At 42.1% G+C, this 19,326-nt stretch carries 11 protein-coding genes; 1 reads left to right on the top strand and 10 read right to left on the bottom strand.

What is annotated here, in order from left to right; translation table 11 throughout:
• The first annotated feature begins 159 nt into the window (after positions 1 to 159).
• Positions 160 to 2,286 (top strand): S8 family peptidase, encoded by a 2,127-nt coding sequence (locus tag AAEU29_RS01075; RefSeq protein WP_421971703.1) that lies wholly within the window; start codon positions 160 to 162, stop codon positions 2,284 to 2,286.
• Positions 2,287 to 2,358: 72 nt separating this feature from the next.
• On the opposite strand, the gene rimO is transcribed toward AAEU29_RS01075, so the two are convergent.
• From rimO to AAEU29_RS01025, 10 genes are all read right to left on the bottom strand, one after another.
• On the bottom strand, positions 2,359 to 3,771 hold the full coding sequence (rimO, locus tag AAEU29_RS01070) for a 30S ribosomal protein S12 methylthiotransferase RimO (RefSeq protein ID WP_421971702.1): 1,413 nt from the start codon (positions 3,769 to 3,771) through the stop codon (positions 2,359 to 2,361).
• 135 nt (positions 3,772 to 3,906) lie between these two features.
• Positions 3,907 to 8,031: a hybrid sensor histidine kinase/response regulator gene (locus AAEU29_RS01065; RefSeq protein ID WP_421971701.1), complete on the bottom strand. Its 4,125-nt coding sequence runs from the start codon at positions 8,029 to 8,031 to the stop codon at positions 3,907 to 3,909.
• A 157-nt stretch (positions 8,032 to 8,188) separates the two neighbouring features.
• Positions 8,189 to 8,695 carry a PDZ domain-containing protein gene (locus tag AAEU29_RS01060; protein WP_421971700.1) on the bottom strand — a complete coding sequence of 169 codons (507 nt, stop codon included), beginning with the start codon at positions 8,693 to 8,695 and terminating at the stop codon, positions 8,189 to 8,191.
• A 31-nt stretch (positions 8,696 to 8,726) separates the two neighbouring features.
• A complete protein-coding gene (locus AAEU29_RS01055; protein ID WP_421971699.1) occupies positions 8,727 to 9,704 on the bottom strand; it encodes a PDZ domain-containing protein in 978 nt (325 codons plus the stop codon).
• Between the two features lie 13 nt (positions 9,705 to 9,717).
• The gene (locus tag AAEU29_RS01050; protein ID WP_421971698.1) at positions 9,718 to 10,281 is read right to left on the bottom strand and encodes an anti-sigma factor; all 564 of its coding nucleotides are present in this window, start codon (positions 10,279 to 10,281) and stop codon (positions 9,718 to 9,720) included.
• The gene (locus AAEU29_RS01045) at positions 10,268 to 10,831 is read right to left on the bottom strand and encodes an RNA polymerase sigma factor (RefSeq protein ID WP_421971697.1); all 564 of its coding nucleotides are present in this window, start codon (positions 10,829 to 10,831) and stop codon (positions 10,268 to 10,270) included. The genes AAEU29_RS01050 and AAEU29_RS01045 overlap by 14 nt, the downstream gene beginning before the upstream one ends.
• A gap of 223 nt (positions 10,832 to 11,054) precedes the next feature.
• Positions 11,055 to 13,664 (bottom strand): glycosyl hydrolase family 18 protein, encoded by a 2,610-nt coding sequence (locus AAEU29_RS01040; RefSeq protein WP_421971696.1) that lies wholly within the window; start codon positions 13,662 to 13,664, stop codon positions 11,055 to 11,057.
• A 75-nt stretch (positions 13,665 to 13,739) separates the two neighbouring features.
• On the bottom strand, positions 13,740 to 15,317 hold the full coding sequence (locus AAEU29_RS01035) for a lytic polysaccharide monooxygenase (protein WP_421971695.1): 1,578 nt from the start codon (positions 15,315 to 15,317) through the stop codon (positions 13,740 to 13,742).
• A 44-nt stretch (positions 15,318 to 15,361) separates the two neighbouring features.
• Complete coding sequence (locus AAEU29_RS01030) at positions 15,362 to 18,523, bottom strand: glycosyl hydrolase family 18 protein (protein WP_421971694.1); 3,162 nt, start codon at positions 18,521 to 18,523, stop codon at positions 15,362 to 15,364.
• A gap of 555 nt (positions 18,524 to 19,078) precedes the next feature.
• Positions 19,079 to 19,201 (bottom strand): hypothetical protein, encoded by a 123-nt coding sequence (locus AAEU29_RS01025; RefSeq protein WP_421971693.1) that lies wholly within the window; start codon positions 19,199 to 19,201, stop codon positions 19,079 to 19,081.
• Positions 19,202 to 19,326 lie beyond the last annotated feature (125 nt).

The following is a 19,326-nucleotide window of genomic DNA, read 5'->3' as shown; positions in this document are numbered from 1 at the left end:
GCAAAAAGCAGCGCTGTGCAAGAGTTCCTCTTACTTATAACTATTTGCTATTAAGTTATTCGTTTTTAATAATTTATTTGTTTAGCTTTCACATTAAATTAACAATAGATCCCATTATGGGCACAAAATATTAAGCAACAAAATAACTTAGGGAATACTATGAATAATAATAAATTATTAAAAAAGAGTTTATTAGCAACGCTAATACCACTTGCGATAAGCGCTAATGCAAATACATTGGCAGAGCCAACACAACTTGCTGAAGTAAAAGCAAAACTTGTGGGCCAAACGCAATTATCAACACAGTTCATCATTAAATATAAAAATCAAAGCCCAGCCTTAGCTGAGTTTGACCATCAGGCCGATCAACAAACATTCGTGCCTCGTGTTTCTGCACAATCATTTGTTTCTAACTTCAAAACAAAATTAAATAAGCAATCACGCTATGTTCGCCCAATGGCACTTGAAGGTCTTCACGTTGTAAAAGTAGACGGTAAGCTATCTGCTGAGCAAACTCAGCAATATATGCAAGACATGATTGCGTCTGGCGATATTGAGTACATCGAAATCGACCAAATGTTAAAGCCATTTGCAACACCAAGCGACCCACAATACTCAGATCAGTGGCACTACTATGAGTCAACGGGTGGTTTGAATCTGCCTGGTGCTTGGGATAAAGCAACAGGTGCTGGTGTAACAGTTGCTGTACTTGATACAGGCTACCGCCCACATGCTGATTTAAGTGCTAACCTGCTACCTGGTTACGATATGATCTCTAACACTTTTGTGGCAAATGATGGTGGCGGTCGTGATAGCGATGCACGTGACCCAGGTGATGCAACAACCAGAGGTGAATGTGGTACAGACAGTTCAGGTCAACCAGTACCACGCGCTGATCAAAACTCAAGCTGGCACGGTACTCACGTAGCAGGTACCGTTGCTGCAGTTGCTAACAATGGCGAAGGTGTTGTTGGTGTTGCTTATGGCGCTAAAGTTGTGCCTGTGCGTGTACTTGGTAAATGTGGTGGTTTAACTTCAGATATCGCTGACGGCATCATTTGGGCATCGGGTGGTTCAGTGTCAGGTACAACTGCAAATGCCAACCCTGCATCTGTAATTAACATGAGCTTAGGTGGTTCAGGTGCATGTAGCGCAACAACCCAAGCAGCGATTAATACAGCACGCTCAAATGGTGCGGTAGTCGTAATTGCAGCGGGTAATGACAATGACAACTCTGCAAATTACAACCCAGGTAACTGTTCAGGCGTTGTAAACGTAGCATCTGTTGGTCGTAACGGTGGCCGTGCATACTATTCTAACTATGGTGCAAACATCGATGTTGCAGCGCCAGGTGGTGCACAAAGTTTCGCTAACGACCCTGAAGGTGTGTTATCAACTTACAACTCAGGTGCAACTGGCCCAGGTAGCGACAGTTACGGTTACTCGCAAGGTACATCAATGGCTGCACCGCATGTTGCAGGTGTTGCTGCGCTAATTAAGCAAGCGAAACCAACGGCTACACCAGATGAAATTGAGCAAATCTTAAAATCAACAACGCGTTCATTCCCAGCAACGTGTACAAACTGTGGTACGGGTATTGTTGATGCACTTGCAGCAGTAAATGCGGCATCAGGTGATACTACGCCACCAACAGGTGACAATGTACTTGAAAATGGCGTTGCGAAAACAGGTCTATCAGGCGCTAAAAACGCACAGTCATTCTTCACGATGGAAATTCCATCAGGTGCTACGAATGTGACATTCAACTTAGCAGGTGGTACTGGTGATGCTGACTTATATGTGCGCTCTGCTAGCAAACCAACAACATCTAGCTTTGATTGTCGCTCTTGGAACTCAGGCAATGGCGAAACCTGCTCTATTGATAACCCAACAGCGGGCACGTACCACATTATGCTAAATGCCTACAGCGCATACTCAGGTGCTTCACTCACAGGTAACATTACAACATCAGGTGGCAACACGGGTGGTGGTGGCTCTGTAGATAATGTATCTGCTAGCCGAGGTGCATGGGCTCGTTACACAATCGATGTACCTGCAGGCATGTCTAGTTTTACAGTAACACTTGCTGGCGGCACAGGCGATGCCGATCTTTACATTCGTAACGGTAGCCAACCTACAACATCAGCTTATGACTGCCGTTCTTGGAACAATGGTAATACTGAAACATGTACTATCACTAACCCAGCAGCAGGAAAATGGCACTTAGGTGCATATGCTTACAGCACATTCTCTGGCGTGACGTTAGATGCGCAATACAAACCTTAATTAGATCCATCTCTGAAGACAAACAAAAGGCCGCAATTGCGGCCTTTTTTATATCTTAGTTTTACCTTCTGGCTAGCGAATCACTTCACCCCAAAGGTCATATTCATCTGAATGCTTAATTTCAACATTCACAATATCACCTGGTTTTACATTAAATTCTTCATTTAAGTAAACTAAGCCATCAATTTCAGGTGCATCTGCGTAAGTTCGGCCAATTGCGCCTTCTTCGTCAACTTCGTCGATAAGCACTTGCATGGTTTGACCAACACGTTTTGCAAGGCGCGCTTTACTGATTGCTTGTTGTTTAATCATAAAGCGCTCGAAACGATCTTGCTTTACATCTTCTGGTACTTGGCCTTCAATTTCATTGGCTTTTGCACCTTCAACTGGTGAGTATTTAAAACAGCCAACACGGTCAAGTTGTGCTTCTTCAAGCCAATCTAACAGAATTTGGAAATCTTCTTCAGTTTCACCTGGGAAACCAACAATGAAGGTTGAGCGGATAACCAGCTCAGGGCACAGTTCACGCCATTTTTTAATGCGATCTAACGTGCGCTCAGCCTGGCCCGGACGCTTCATTAGTTTAAGCACTTTTGGGCTCGCATGTTGGAATGGAATATCAAGGTAAGGCAATAGCTTACCTTCTGCCATCAGTGGGATCACATTGTCCACATGCGGATACGGATAAACGTAATGTAAACGCACCCAAATACCTAGTTTGTTAAGCGCCTGACACAGATTAAGCATATCGCTTTTCACTGGCATGCCGTTCCAAAAGCCCGTTTTATGTTTAACATCAACACCGTAAGCGCTGGTATCTTGGCTGATTACCAATAGCTCTTTTACGCCAGCTTGTTTTAAACGCTCGGCTTCTGATAACACATCACCAATTGGGCGCGAGTCTAAATCACCACGCATTGATGGAATGATGCAGAAGGTACAACGGTGATTACAGCCTTCCGATATTTTTAAATACGCATAGTGTTTTGGTGTGAGCTTCACGCCTTGATCAGGAATTAAACTGGTGAACGGGTTCGCTTTTGGCTTTGAGGTAAACTCGTGTACATGCTCCATCACATTCTCATATGAATGCGGGCCAGTAATGCCTAAAACATTTGGGTGTACTTCACGAATTTCATCTTCGCGCGCGCCTAAACAGCCCGTCACAATTACTTTGCCGTTTTCTTTTAACGCTTCGCCAATGGTATCAAGCGATTCTTGCACTGCGCTGTCGATAAAGCCACACGTATTTACAATCACCACGTCTGAATCATGGTAGCTATTTACCACTTCATAACCTTCGGTGCGAAGCTGAGTAAGAATACGCTCAGAATCAACTAAGTTCTTAGGACAGCCCAAAGAGACGAAACCGACCTTAGAGCCTTTATCGGCAGATTGCGACTGCGTATTCTCTTGTGCCGCAATGGTTTTTTTAGCCGTTTCTAGTGTCGTAGTTTTGTTTGGATCAAATTGTTCGACTGTCATAAAGCCCCTAGTCAGTAAACACGAAATTTAAGGGCGGGGATTATAACCCAAAAGGTAGAAGGAGTGAATTTTGTAATGCGTTATGGCGAGGAATAAACGCTGAAAGTAAACGCTAGTAATTTAATTCACATTGTTTCACGTTAGCCATCGCTTCAATTTGCTATAAACAACGTCTTTTTCTATTGGTTTTGTCATGTAGTCATCCATGCCAGCTTCGAGGCATTTTTGTTTGTCGCCCTGCATGGCATTGGCAGTCATCGCGATAATAGGAATGTGCTTGGCATGTTCACCTGCTTCGCCCGCTTTAATACGTGATGACGTTTCATAACCATCCATTTCAGGCATTTGGCAGTCCATTATTATCACTGCATAGAGATTTTTATCCGTCATTGCTTTTAATGACGCAAGGGCATCGTGGCCATTTGAAGCAACATCGGCACTGACTCCTAAACCTTTCAACACATTCAATGCAACAATTTGATTTACCGGGTTGTCTTCAACTAACAATACATGCGTGCCTATAAAGTGTTGCTGCGACAATTCATTTTTGTTTGGCTCTTGGCTCTGCTTATTTTCTTCTGGTAACTGTTCATGTGTTCTCATTAGGGTGTTTATGGCCGCGCGTAAACGTGTGGGTGTTACCGGTTTAAATAAGTGAAGATTGATACCCAGTTGTTGATAGCCCTGATTTTCAAGCGTTTCACTGAAAGGCACTAATAAAACTACTTTTGTTTGTAAACGTTTTAGGCTTTGCTTGGTATGCTCATCCAACCCATTAAATAAGGCTCGTTCGATAATAAAGATCTCAGTGACTTCTGCAGGTGCATTAAATTTGTTAGTAATTTGGTTTATGTCATGGCACACATCCACCTTTGCAGATAAACGCATTAACTGTGCTTTTAATACCTCACAATTATCTACATTGCTGTCAGCCAACATTATCTTTAATGAAGGAAATTGAGCTACTGCTTCTGGTGTTACAGGCACATTTACCTTTTTAGCCAAACAGGTAATTGTAAAGCAACTGCCTTTACCAAGCTCACTGCTAACAACTACATCCCCGTGGAGTAAATTACATAACCTACGAGTTATGCTCAAACCAAGTCCTGTGCCACCATATTTTCGTGTCGTTGATGCATCACCTTGGCTAAATGCATCAAATAAGCTTGCTTGTTTATCTTTTGAAATGCCTATGCCCGTATCAATAATCTCGCAGCTAAACTGAAGAAAACCCGAACGAGTGCTCTTTTCGAGTTGTGCACGAATTAACACTTGCCCAGCGTCAGTAAATTTAACCGCATTACTTAAAATATTAGTGAGAATTTGACGAATACGACCAGGGTCAGAATTTACATGAGTCAAATAAAGCCCATTTAAATCTAAAATAATATCCACATCCTTTTGCTCAGCATCTAATGCAGCGGCCTCGGCAAGCTTTTCAATCACATCTTGCAGATCAAAATCAATGTACTCTAGTTCAAGGCGATCCGCCTCGATTTTTGAAAAGTCCAGAATATCGTTAATCAATGTCAGAAGTGATTTAGCACTGGAGCTGGCAATATCCACCCGATGTGTTTGTTCGGTTGTCAGCTCGCTGTCTTTTAGTAATTGCAGCATGCCAAGCACACCATTCATTGGTGTACGAATTTCATGACTCATATTCGCTAAAAATTCTGATTTTAACTTGGTGGCGGCTTCTGCTTTTTGTAACGCTTCTTTTAGTTCATTGGCTTGCTGCGCGAGTGACGATGTTTTTTCAGCTACTTGCTCTTCAAGTGTGGTTACAAACTGTTTTTGTCTCGCGATTTCATTTTGTTGTAAGCGTGTTCTCAAATAAATAACGAAGAAAATTAAACCTAAAATAATGATGGAGTAAGTGGTATATGCCCACCAGCTTTTAAAGGGCGATGGCGATACATGGAGGTTGATTGATAATTCGTTTTCATTCCACTTTCCCGAGCTGTTAGTAGCCCTAACACGCAATGTGTAGTTTCCACCATCTAAATTAGTGAATGATGCTGAATTATTATTGCCAATTTCAATCCAATTATCATCATAACCTTCTAATTTATAGGCATATTGGTTTTTATTTGGTGCACTAAAGTCAAGCACAGAGAATTCAAATGAAACAAAATAATCTTGATAGGATAAGTCGATATCGGTGACATACGAATAAGGTGTTGCGAGCTTTTGACGCTCTCCCATTTTACTGAAGCCAGTAAGCACTACATTCGGTGATTTAGCTTGTTTTTCTTCAAAATCTGTACTGAAATATTCAACCCCACGTTGACTGCTTGTAAATAAGGTATCGTTTGCCCCAACCACTAAACTATTGGCATAGTAGTTTGAGCCTAAAATTCCTTCTCGCCCGTCGTAATTAGTCACCTCACCCGAGTTCGGGTTGAGTTTTGAGATACCTTTATTAGTAGTGAGCCATAAGTTGCCATTTTCATCATCAACAACCGCTCTGATAAGTGATGTAGGCAATCCATTTAATTCGCTAAATCGCTGAAATTTTTGGCTTTGAGGTAGGTAGCGATTTAACCCTTTTTGTGTGGCTATCCAAATATCGTCGTTTTTTGCTTGGTAAATATCTTGTACGATGCTGCCAAGTAAACTAGATTCGTCAGAGCCCTCCATTTTAAACACACGAAAACGTTGCTGCTTTGGAAGCCATAGACTTATACCTGCCCCCGTTCCTACCCACATATTGTGTGCGTTATCGTAAAAAAGCTTTAAAACTTCTGGGTGAGATAATCCATGTAGATGATTTAAATGCTCAAATGTTTTTGTCTTTGTATTGTAAAGGTAAACACCATTTTTGTAGGTGCCAATCCAAAGGTTTCCTTGTTTGTCAAAAGCAAGCGAACGTAATTCACGAAACTCCTGATAATTTTTTGCCGTTTTAGGGTACTGAATAATTTCAACCTGTTTGCTCTCAAGATTAATTTTAGCAAGCCCCTGATCTTGCGCTAACCATAGTGTTTCGCGGTCTTGTTTTAACAAAATTGGCTTTTCAACTGCACCACTATTTATAAGGCCGTTTTCTTTTGTAAAGATCGGTTCGAAAAGGCTTTCTAACATTTGGGCACGAACATGCCATTTAAATAACGCAGAAGAAGAGGAAGCAATCACTATGTCACCATTCTCATCCACTAAAAGCCCATTAGGCGAAGCCAGTTTAGGACTATTAATGGATTTAAACTTACGTTGTGGCGTTAACTTAAAAATGCCATGCACTTCGTTAGTAATCCAAATCACACCATACGAATCTTCAAAAATAATGCGAAAGCCATTGCTGTAGCCTAAATTGAGTTTCTCTAACGACTCGATACTATTATCATATCGATAAATACCAGACGCTGTAACGAACCAAATATAACCATCGCGGTCTTCAATCATCGAATTAACTTGGCCAAGTGGTTGTTTTTCAGTGCTTAATATTGGTGTAAATACCCCTGTATTCGCCTCAAACATAAACGGGCCTTGTTGTGTTGCAACATAAAAAGTATTTTTCTTAGAGATTAAAATACTTCTTATCTCATTTGCATCTGTTGGGGTTTTATTAGCTGGATCTGGATAAAAATGCGTAAACGTTTTGGTATTTTTATTAAATCGGTTCAAACCATAACTTGTTGCTACCCACAAGTGCTCATCGTCTGCGTCCGCAATATCCCAAATGCGATTGTGCGATAAGCTTGTATCGCCGTCATCAGTTTTCGTGATGGATTCAAACTGGTAATTCCCTAAGTATTGATTGAGTCCTTTATCGTAGGTACCAAGCCAAACCGTGCCTGTTTGATCATGCAGTAGCGATTGAATACGATTGGATGAAATTGAGTTGGACTCTGAATCACTGTGAATAAAGTTTTCAAAACGACCCGTTTTGGGATTATATAAATTTGCGCCGCCACCCCAGGTGCCAATCCAAATATTGCCTTGCTGATCGAGCATTAAATTACCGGCATCGTTGTGTGATAAACCGTTCTCACTCATTTTATCAAATTCAAATAGTACGACTTTTCGACCATCAAATCGCATCACTCCATTTTCAGCGGTACCAAACCACAAAAAGCCTTGTGTGTCTTGAATAATGGAATAAATTTCAGAGGAAACAAAACCGTCTTCTGCAGTTAATTTTTTAACAGAATATTCGTTAATCAGTGAGGAAGTTTGACCACTCGAATAGGCATCATTTGCAACAAACGCAAATAATGTAAAAGTCAGCCAGTAGATTATTAGCCTGATGGTTTTTCCCATTTAAATATCGAATATATTCAGTTCCTTATATCAATAATAGTCGCTAAATATTAATCTTGTAGATCATGCGCATGTTAATTTAAAAATTATTGAATTAATTCTCCATAAAATAAAAAAAGGCAGCCTAAGCAGCCTTTTTATAATGCAATAACTAACGCTAACCACCAACCTGAATTTTAATTTGCGGCAACTTAACCCCAGGTACTGTCGTACTCGCTGTTTTCAGATTTCCATTGGATAAATATTCAAGGCTGATTGAGTCGCCTACTTCAACTTGCCATAAGGTATTTGGTTTTTTTGCACTTGCAACTGCAACACCATTTACGCTTGTTATAACATCGCCGCGTTTCAAACCAAGGTCAGCCCCCATACCCAGTTTAGAAATTGATACGACTTCAAAACCAGCTGCTTTTTTGCTTGGTTTTACTAGCATGCCTAAATCGGCATAGCTTTTCGCTGGTATGATACGGGTTAGACTTAAAGATGACACACCACTTTTACGTGCTTCAATTAATTGAACTTCAATTAACGTATCTATCAACTCTTCTTTCAGTTGTTTAGTAACTAGCTGTGAAGCCACAAAATGATTGGACTCTGCCGCCGCCAATTGACTTGAACATGCTACCAGCGCTAATAAAAAAACCTTTTTAGTAAATAACTTCATATTTATCCTCACTTAATCCGTTCAATATTGGCTAATTACAATCCATCGGCTCAGTTTTCCACACGAGTGGAAACCAAGTATTTCGTGTTCGTAAATGGCTGCTTTGGAGCGCTAATTTGCCCACAATAAAATAACGTGTATTAGGCTCAAGCTTCAAAGTCATCTGGATATCCTCTTCATGACCATTCCACAGATCATTATTAAGGCGAAAAGCAATCTGTTGCTGCTCAGCACTATTGAAAGTACGTCTTAGAATATTTTTATTGATTCCTAAACTTCGAACAGGCGTACCATTTATTTTGGCAAAGTCTAATGCCTGTAACGTGCCTAACCCTTTGGGCATTTTTGTAATGTCTAGCACAACAGCACTACACCCAGCACTTTCAGTGTGTGATTGATTCTCAGATATTTCATCGCCAATACTAATTGTGACACTGGGTACGGAGATTGCAGGTAACACCACAGACACCTTACGCTCTTCGCCATTGCTCGATAATGTTAAAGAAAGCGATTTTTCAGGTGTGATATCCCAAAGTGTATTGATATCGTCAAATTGCCTTGAATGGGTAAATATCTCTGCAGAGCGTTTCCGGTTTTTTGGCTGAATATTCCAAAGTGACGTAAAGTCCCACTCTTTTTTGAGGCGCTGAATTGAAACACGATTGATATGCGTAATTATATCGCCAACCTGCAGCGCTTGCTCTGCAGCTACACTGCCTTCAATTACCTTAAGCACTTTAAAGCCTGTTGGCTCACTCATAAAATCAAGTTCAACCCCTAAATCTGCGTAACGTTTGGCAGGAATTGTGAAACTATAATTGGCATAGTCTAATGCATCGGATTTAACACTTTTTGCTAAAGACAAGAACGTCGCAGAAATATCATTTTCAAGCTGAGTTAACAGTTGTTCTGATTGTTCAGTAAGCGAATAAGTATTTGCACTTGCAAACGCATTTTGTTGCCATGCAATTGCCGCAATACTTAATAATAAATATCCGTACTTTTTCATTTTTAAGCCTTCCTTATATCTGATTATTTACAGAAAACTGTTCAATTTCTTTTAGCAATGCTTGTCTTGATTGCCATAACTGGAGAATTTGCTGCTCACTTTGATTTTCGAGATATGCCTGCTGCAATTTGTTATCGAGTTGGTTTATTAGGTAATCAATTTTTGCTAGCTGAATATCGTATGCATTTTCACTTGAACGCATATTTTCGAGCTGCAAATATAATTGTTCGTTTTGGGCAATAACGTTTTCTAATTCCAATTGAGTTTTACTCAGCGAACTATGAAGTACATATTGATAACCTGCTAACACCACAAAACCTAGGCATGCTGCAACGCGAGCGCCTATCTTCCAATTTAAAAATATTGGGGGTTTTGCGTCTTCAACTACTTCATTTTGTTTCAACGTTTTCTGTATTCTTTGCCAACTTAATTCAGACGGTGCAAGCTCAGGTAAAGCATTCAACTGTGCATTCACTTTTTGTAAGTTGTCTAAGCGGGATTGGCACTCATCACATTGCTGTAAATGAGCAAATTGCGCTTTGCTGGGTGCTAATAATGCGAGATCATTTAAGTGCATAATGTCTCTCCTGTGACTTAATTTCATTATGAATAGTGCGAAATGCTCTTAATAAGGTCATTTTCGAAAAGCTCTCAGTTTTACCCAACATTTCTGCTATTTCGTTGTGGGTATACCCTTCCACTTGATGCAGTATCAACACTGTTCTTGCAAGTTCACTTAACAAACTGAGGTAGTACTCAATTTCGTTGGTATTAATTACCCACTCACAATTAAAAATACTGTTTTCAAAACCTGAATCTAAATCTTCTTCAAGATCCATTACTTGATTAAATTTTGATTTATTAAAGTTAATCGCCTCATTTACGACAATTTTTCTTATCCAACCGGCAAAATTGCCATCAAACGCATAATTAGCAATGTTTTTAAACACTTTAATAAAGGCTTCTTGCGTAATATCTTCAGCGCTAATGCGGTTGTAACAAATGCGAAATGCCAAGGTGTATGTTGCGTTACAGTAAGTGCGGTAAATTTGCTCCATGGCAAGTTGATCACCCACTTGCGCTTGTTTAATCACTTCCATTTGTAGTTGCGTATTGAATCCAGTCATTTTTCTTTTTATTTATGAGTGCTATCTATAAAGACAAAGCAAAGAGGTGAAACGTCACAGATTTTTTAATTTAACATTAAATAAAGAACCGAGACTTGTTTTATTAGTACAAATAAAATTTATAAAAGCAAATAACAAACAAATAGTTACTAAAACTTCGCATGCAGCAAATGAAGGCAATAAAAAAGGCAGCCTAAGCTGCCTTTTTACTCATTTTGAAAACTTACTTTGCCCAAACAGCTGCAACGCCTGGCTCTTCGCCTTTGGTCCACCATTTAGCTGTATATGTTTCATTGTTGTGGGTTACCTTGTCACCTGCGTTGTAAACAAGGTCTGCACGCCATGCGCGAACTTGACCATCATTTGAGATCACTTCTTCCCATGGGCCGCCAAGATCTGGGCGGTCACCTTGTGTCCACCACTTCGCTTTGTATTCAACACCGTTGTAAAGCACAGTATCGCCACCAGTGTAGATTGCATCGGCATTCCAAGTTGTAGTGCCACCAGCATCAACATTTGTCACTGTTACCGTAAAGCTTTCTGTAACTTCATCAGTACCATCCGACACAGTAACAGACACTGTGTAGTTGGTATCTGCTGTTACTTCACCCGCAGCAAGTGATACATTTGCGCCACTGCCTGAAAGCGTTAAACCAGTTGGTACATTCCAGCTATAGCTCAGTGTATCGCCGTCAGCATCGCTTGCCGATACGCTAACTGCTACTGATTTACCTTCTTCCACTGTTACATTAGCGATTGGCGAAACCACAGGCGGTTCGTTAATTACAACCACATCTGAAACCACACGAATAATCGCTGATTTAGTTACAGTGTCAGTACCGTCTGATACAGCAACGGTTACTGTGTAATCAGTATCTTGCGTTACCGTTGGTGCAGCAATTGACACTGTATCGGTGTTAACACCAGTAAGAGTTAAGGCTGCATCACCTGTCCAGCTGTACGTTAGTGGGTCGTTATCGCGGTCACTTGCCGTAGCTGAAAGTACAACACTTTCACCTGATTTAACCGTCGTTACACCCGGTACTGATACCACAGGTTTAGTATTACCACCTACAACGCCTAAGCCTTCATGCATTGCATTTAAAATATCGCCGTTATCTGCGTCAATTTCCCACGCGAATAAACCTGCAAGGCCTAAATTACGCGCATATTGGCCTTTCGCTTTTACTGAACGAGGGCTATCGTAAGTAATTAATTTACCTGTTGATTTATTCCAAACATAAGCACCTTCAGCCACTTCATCATAACCAACTTCAAAACCATTAATGCCAGTTTCAGCCGCGCCAATCATATGGGCTTTAATGCCTTTATAATCAATAACGCCTGCTTCCCACACACCTTGTGCTGAAGTACCAGTTAGCTTGCCGTTACCCGGTGCAGTCATTGGGTTAGTGCCATCGCTTGCGTTTGCTGGGTATACACCTTCCCAACCACGGCCATACATTGCTGTACCAAGTACAATTTTGCCTGGCTCTACACCTTGTTGTAGTAGCAGTTGAATGCCGTTATCTGCGGTGTAAGCAGGGCCTTTACGCGGCTCGCCTTTGTCATCAAGGCCTGTACCATCACATTCGCCAACACTCATATGGCTGCCACAATAAAGCGCAGTTTGGTGACCTGTTACATTGTTCCAACCACCGTAGAAGTCGTAAGTCATAGCAAAAATGTAATCCATGTACTGCGCCGCTTGCGGGTAGTTTACGTCTTCAATTTTGTCGTAACCCATGCCGATTGCCGAGGTTAACTGATACGGTTTGCCCACTTCAGCTTCTAGCTCATTAAGCATGGCACGCAGCTCTTTCATTAAATCAATGTAAGCTTGACCATCTTTTGCTGGGTCTCCAAGGTTTGGATTAGGGCCGCCGCCACCTGGGAATTCCCAGTCAATATCCACACCATCGTAGAATTTCCATGTTTTTAAGAACTCTTTCATAGACGCCACAAACACATCGCGGTTTGCTTTTTCAGTGAAGGCATGGAATGGGTCAGACAATGTCCAGCCACCTACCGATGGTAAGATCTTTAAATCTGGGTAACGCTGTTTAAGCGCCATTAGTTGCGAATAAGTACCACGAATAGGGTCTTTTGCATCAACACCTGGCAGTGACTTTTGAATTGCAGCCCATGGGTCGTGAATAACCACTTCATAATCTTGTGAATCTGCACAGGCTTTTTGTAGTGCGCGCCAGCTATTGCCGTTTTCAATTTCTTTTAGTGACTCGTTCGCGCCACAAATTGGAATGAAACCATACAAGATATGCGTTAAGTTTTGGCCCGGCACTTTTGTTACATCAAAGTCACGGCCATAAATGCCCCACTCTACAAAATACGCGCCTACAACTGTATCTGGCGATGTACCATAGTTGCCATTATTTGGATCAACATTCATTGGTAATGGATCTAAATGACCACCGTCTGTGTCTGCAATCACAATCGCTTTTGGTGCACTTGCAGCACAGGTAGTGCCTTCACAAAGCTCAACCGTCATTTGATGACGACCCGACTTAGTGTAAGGGAAAGTAATAGTGCCCGACTTAGTACCCGCAGGCAGACTGCCTTCGTTTACGACAACACCATCAAATTTAACTTTGTAGCCATCGCCACCATCACCGCTCCACGAATTCCATTTAATCGCAATATCAACCACGTCTTTGCGGGTAACAAGCGACTTGTATGAGCCCTGCCCGTCGATATTAACATCAACAAACGAATATTTTTGATCTTCCCAGCTAATGCTTGGAGCTGAAGGTGCAGCAAATGCTTGTCCTGAACAAAGCGCAGCTGCGACTGCTAGAGATAACTTTTTAATCATAATTATGTTCTCTTAAATTTATTAAAAAACCGCAACGACCGAAACCTAGCCGCCGTTGCGGCAAGGGGTAACGGGTTAAAGTTGTTGCCACACGGCAGCTGTGCCCGGCTCTTCGCCTTGCGTCCACCAGCGTGCTTGGTATTTTTGATTGTTGTGAGTTACGGTATCGCCTGCCGAATAAGCCTTACCCACTTGCCAAGCATCACCTTGAGAGGGTGTTTCTAGCTCCCATGCGCTGCTTGTATCCGGTGTTTCGCCTTTTACCCACCACTTGGCTTTATAAACCTTGCCTTGGTAGCTTGCTTTTTCACCTGCGTTATAGGCTTTGTTGGCATCCCATGCTGGTACATCTGGGTTAACAACCACATCGTTTACCGTCACAGTAAAGCTTGATGGCGTTGATAACTTGCCATCTGACACTGTTACATTTACGGTAAAGTTTGTGGCTGCCGTTACGCTTGGCGCAACCAGCGTTAAGTTTGGCCCATCCACTGAGTAGGTAAACTCACTTGGCACCGTAAATTGGTACGTAAGTGGGTCGTTTTCATCGTCAAACGCGTGCACGTGCACAAGTGTTTGCGTGCCTTCATCCATACTCACAGGTGAAACTTGGTGTACCTGAGGGGCGGTGTTTTCAGGCGCTGAAATGATTGATAATGCAAAACTGTGATCACTTGACGTCGCAAATACTTGGTTAGACGCTAAATTTGCATCATCAAATACAATCTCGCCTGCGCTATTTTTAACACCTACTTGCATTTCGCTGGCGTAATCAAGGTTAAGCTTTTGTGCGAGATCGCTTTGCCAAGTAGCTTGGTTTTCAGCGGTTACAGCAAACAGCTGATTTACAACTTCGTTGCCAGTCGCATCAAATAAACGTACATGTACGCTATCGCCTGCGACTGCGTCTTGCCCTTGACGGACAAAGTAACCTAGCGCAAACCAATCCGTTGGGATTACAGTGTCGCGCTCAATAACAATGTCGCTACAGTTGTAAAAGCCTTCACCTACCACATCAACCCGCTGCCAACGGCTATAAAGCACGGCGTCGCCACTGCGATCCGCTGGAATAGCCACACTCATTTCGTAATAGCGTTTACCATCTGGGTCTTTCACAAACTCAATATTGTCGTGGCTTTGAATAAGCTCAATATTTTGCCAAGTAAGGGTATCGGTAGCAGGGTTAAAACCCGGTTTGGTTAAGTAAAACTGCCAAAAGCTAGGGTTGTGTGGCGTAGTTGCACGGTAACGAATTTGAATATCACCATTAGCATTTGGCGTAACCACGGTTTTTTGCCAATGGGGTGACGGTAAATCCATACCGCGTTTTTCTGCACTGCCCGCGGCACATAAGGTGCCATTTGGTACATTGGCTTCAACCGCTGCTTGGTTTAGGTAATCAGGTGTATTTACAGCAAATTCATGTTCTTGAATAAACTGCACATGGCCTGATTCTAAAAATGCCGCACGACACGCCAAATTTGGAATATTGCTGCCATCAGCTGGCCACCAATATCCGCCCTGTGCTTGGCAAAATGCCTGACGCGCTTTTGGGCTATCCATGTAGCCATGTGCACTTACATTTAGCGATGCCGTTGCACACGCTAAAAGCACCGAGCCAGACAACACACTTAAAGTAAATTTAGTATTCATAATGTTCTCCAAACTGTGAGGCGCAAGGCCTCACATAGGCTGGTTTATAACGTACAAACGCTATCCCAATCGGCAGATTTGCCAGGCTCGGTTGATGTCCACCACTTGGCTTTGTAAACCGCAGTCGATGCGCCATCAATCATTAAGTCACCGCCTGAAGCGTGTGACGGGTTGCCCGCCCAATCAGTACGAGGGAAGTTTGGATACACTGGAATATCTGCAACTGCGACACCCTCACAGCTATCGGTATTACCACCGCCTGTGCCACCACCGTTACCCGGCGTTGCCTCTGGAAGGTGTGGGTATTCAAATTTAGCGGCGTATTGCTTGCCATCTTTTTCAAATACAAGGTTTACAGGGCCAGTAATTGGCATGTAATACATTACTTGCGCATTAATGGTTTCGCCCGGCGCAAACGATTTAGCTGCACCGCCCCACTCATTAACAAATGAGATTGAGAAACGGTGGAACTCGTTTTCAAAACCGCCAATGTTATTGCCCGCAGCGTTCGAGCGATTAACCTCAACTGCCATACCGAGTTTTTCTTGTGCATTCCAGTTTGATTTGAAAATAGCAGAGGTTGCTACTGGCACATCAAACGATACTTTTGCACCGCTCAAATCAATATTTGAGTTATTGGTAAAGCTAAAGGTTGGTGCAATTGGGTAGTTGTCATCACCAATTGGGAAGTCTTTTACCACAAAGCTTACGTCAACTGCCTCTGCTGGTAATTGATGCGTTTTTTCACCTTTGTTGATGTCGTACTTAGAAGCCGCCTGTGCAAACTTGTTGTACGCAAGCGACGTCATAGTAGAGCCCATAAAGTACTCTTTTTTAACGCTATCGTAATCGAAGTCACCAGCCAGTTCCCAGAACATGATGCCGCCAAGCCCTTTGTTGATAACATAATCAACTTTAGTGCCCATAGACTCTTCATCTTCGATTGATAGGAACACGTTTTTGTCTGCATTCCAAAGCCAAGGTGCTACGGCCACTGAGTCGTAATGACGGGTGTAAGTGCCTACTAGCTTATCAGTTGGATCGTTAGCTGGATCTAAACCATAGTCAGCTAAGTAGCTAGGTAAAATGCCATTTTGTAGGTTTTTAACATGCCATAACGGGTTACTGCCTGCTGGCATTTCGTTGCCGTTTTCGTCTAGGTCATGCCACATGTTGTCGATGCCAACTGCACCGTTACCACATTTGTTTTTCTCACCTACGCCAGTACCTTTGGCACAATCAGCTTGGTTAGCTAACGCAGCGCGCCCCCATAAACCGTTTTCGCCACCCGATACATCTTTAAAACCACGGGTATAGTACGGCACACCAATGTTGATGCGACCTGCGCTTAAACCACCGCGGAAATACGTAACCGCCCAATCGGTATTTAAATAGCCAATACCTTCAAACTCTTTGGTGCCATACACATTCCACTGCGCAAGCTCTGAGTCTTTACCTGTGTCGTAAAGTGCTGCGTTATGGCCTACGTGGTCGTTCCATGCACCGTGTAAGTCGTAAGACATAATGTTTACGTAATCGAGATATTTAGTAACTTGGAACGTTTCCATACCACGCAGTAAATAACCTGATGACGGTGATGCAATGGTAAGCATGTAGTGTTTACCTGCGAGTTCACCTGCTTTATCAAGCTCTTCACGTAGTGTTTTCATTAACACTTGGTAAGAGGCATTTAGCCCTGCACGGCGTGCATTTGAAATTGGGAAATCATCAGGGTGACCTGAATCATTCATTGATGATGGGTATTCGTAGTCGATATCAACACCATCGAAGCCGTATTTTTCAATAAATTCAACGGCACTTTTCGCAAATGCGTTAATGCCTGCCGTGTTAACTGAGCCATCAGCGTTGGTTGTCATGGTGTAGAAACCACCGCTAGCAACACGGTTGCCGCTTGCGTCAAAGTAACCACCTGTTTCTGCCCAACCACCCACTGAAATCAGTGTTTTAACGTCTGGATACAGTTTTTTGTATTTATTCAGTAAGTTGAAGTGACCTTTGTATGGCAAGCTTGGATCAAGCTCGGCACCTTCAACACCAGGCCATTCCATATTGGTTGCCGCATTGCCAGCTGCATTTGGATCGCCAATTGATACCTTATTGTTTGCATCAACATGGGCAAACGCATAGTTAATATGAGTGATTTTATCCCATGGAATATCATCCACTAAATAAGACGGCTGACCATTAGCGCCATTTCGCCAACTAGTGAAATAACCAATTACACGACGTGGGTGATCGGCACCCATATCTTCACGGCCATCAGCATCGTAAATAGTACAGTAAGGTGTATTTACACCCGGTGTTTGGTAAAGCCCTTCTGGTTTACAGGCATCACGGTCGCCAGGCTCGGTTGTGTTATCAACAACACGCAAGCTCAATACTGCGGCTTGTGACACTGCGTTTTTATCATCGGTTGCCACTAAGCTGAATTGCGTATTGCCTAGCGTGGTTGCATTAAACGTAAAACTGCCACTTGCGCCAGCAACTTGCAGAACCGAAACACCATCTTGGAATAGCTCTAGGCTAACAACAGTGCCGTCTTGATCGCTACCGGTCAAATTTAAGACAACGCTGTCATTCAAATTAACAGAATTAGAACCCGCATTGCTTGTAATACCTGCCGTTGGCGCATAGTTATCTGGCACTACTTCTGCCACGCTGATGCTGCTTGCAGCAGACACTGTTTCTGCGCCCTTGTCATCGGTTGCGCGCACACTAATTTGATGCTGCCCTTTCACCGCTACCCAACTAGTTGTGTAAGGTGCTTGTGTTAGCGTTGCAATGGCAGCCCCATCAACCAACACTTCCAGTTTAGCCACTGTACCGTCGCTATCTGATGCTTGCGCCTCAATGACAACGCTGTCACCTTCAGTAAAAGAACTACCACTCATAGGTGATAAAACCTCAGCCAATGGCGCTTGGTTTTGTTGGCCATCGCGACATGCACCTAGGTTTTTCCACTCTTGGTATTGCCCAGAATGTGTTACAGGGTCTGCTTGTGTCCACCATTTTGCTTCATAAGCGGTATTGGCTTTTTGTACTTGCTGCCCGCCAGTATACGCCACGCCCGATTGCCATTCGGCAATATTGCTGCAATCAACCGCTGCTTGGGCTGCCCACCCAGAAACAGCTAACGACAAAACACTCATTTTAAATAAGCGCTTGCCGATTGTTTTGTTACTCATACTTCCCCCTAATGGAATTTAGCTAACTGTCTTTCGACCCCATTAGTGATAACACATGATTAACAATTAATGAAATTAGAGCAACAACACCACTCACAAGCCAATAAAAACAAAATAACCAATATTAAACATAGAGTTAGGTTAATTTAAATACCTTTTTACTAGCACATTCAAACTAGGCAACAAGTATTAGGAACCCCAATCAGGTACATATGTAAACAATAGGTAAATTTAATTTATTCTCTTGCAAAGTAAGCAAACTCAAGCATATAACCAAAATGAAAAGGTCTATTCTTTTTAAATCTATCGTGTTTACGAATTTTCACAATTAAGTAATCATTTTGACTAATAACTGTAATAAAAGCAGGGTTATTTCACACAATAATTGCTCAATTTATGCAAAACAAAGAAATGAACAAGTGAGATAAAGGTAAGTTTTGAAAATTAGAACGCTAATTTTCAAAGTAAAAACAAGAAATAGTTACTTTAAATTAGCGTTAGGTAAAATTAATTGACTAAGGGCTTAGTTCTTGGAGAAAAAGCCGTATCTATATTTTAGTCTTCAGCAAGCAAACCATGAGTATATAAACCAAATAACACTTCAATTTGTGAATTGTGCTTTTTAGTGCTCACTGCGTTACAGAATTCACTACACCAATGCATTTGTTTAGAGCTCATCACTTTTTGTAGCGCCTCCATACTTGTTATAGTTCTTAAACTTCCTTATTCTTTTGATTAACTTATAAAACTGTAAATGGTTTATGGATAGCAAACAACAAGGCCAATGGCTAACCAGTAAAGAA

The sequence above is a fragment of the Pseudoalteromonas aquimarina genome (assembly GCF_049257255.1).
In the GTDB taxonomy this organism is placed as follows: Bacteria; Pseudomonadota; Gammaproteobacteria; order Enterobacterales; family Alteromonadaceae; genus Pseudoalteromonas.
This window is presented reverse-complemented; position numbering and strand designations above follow the sequence as displayed.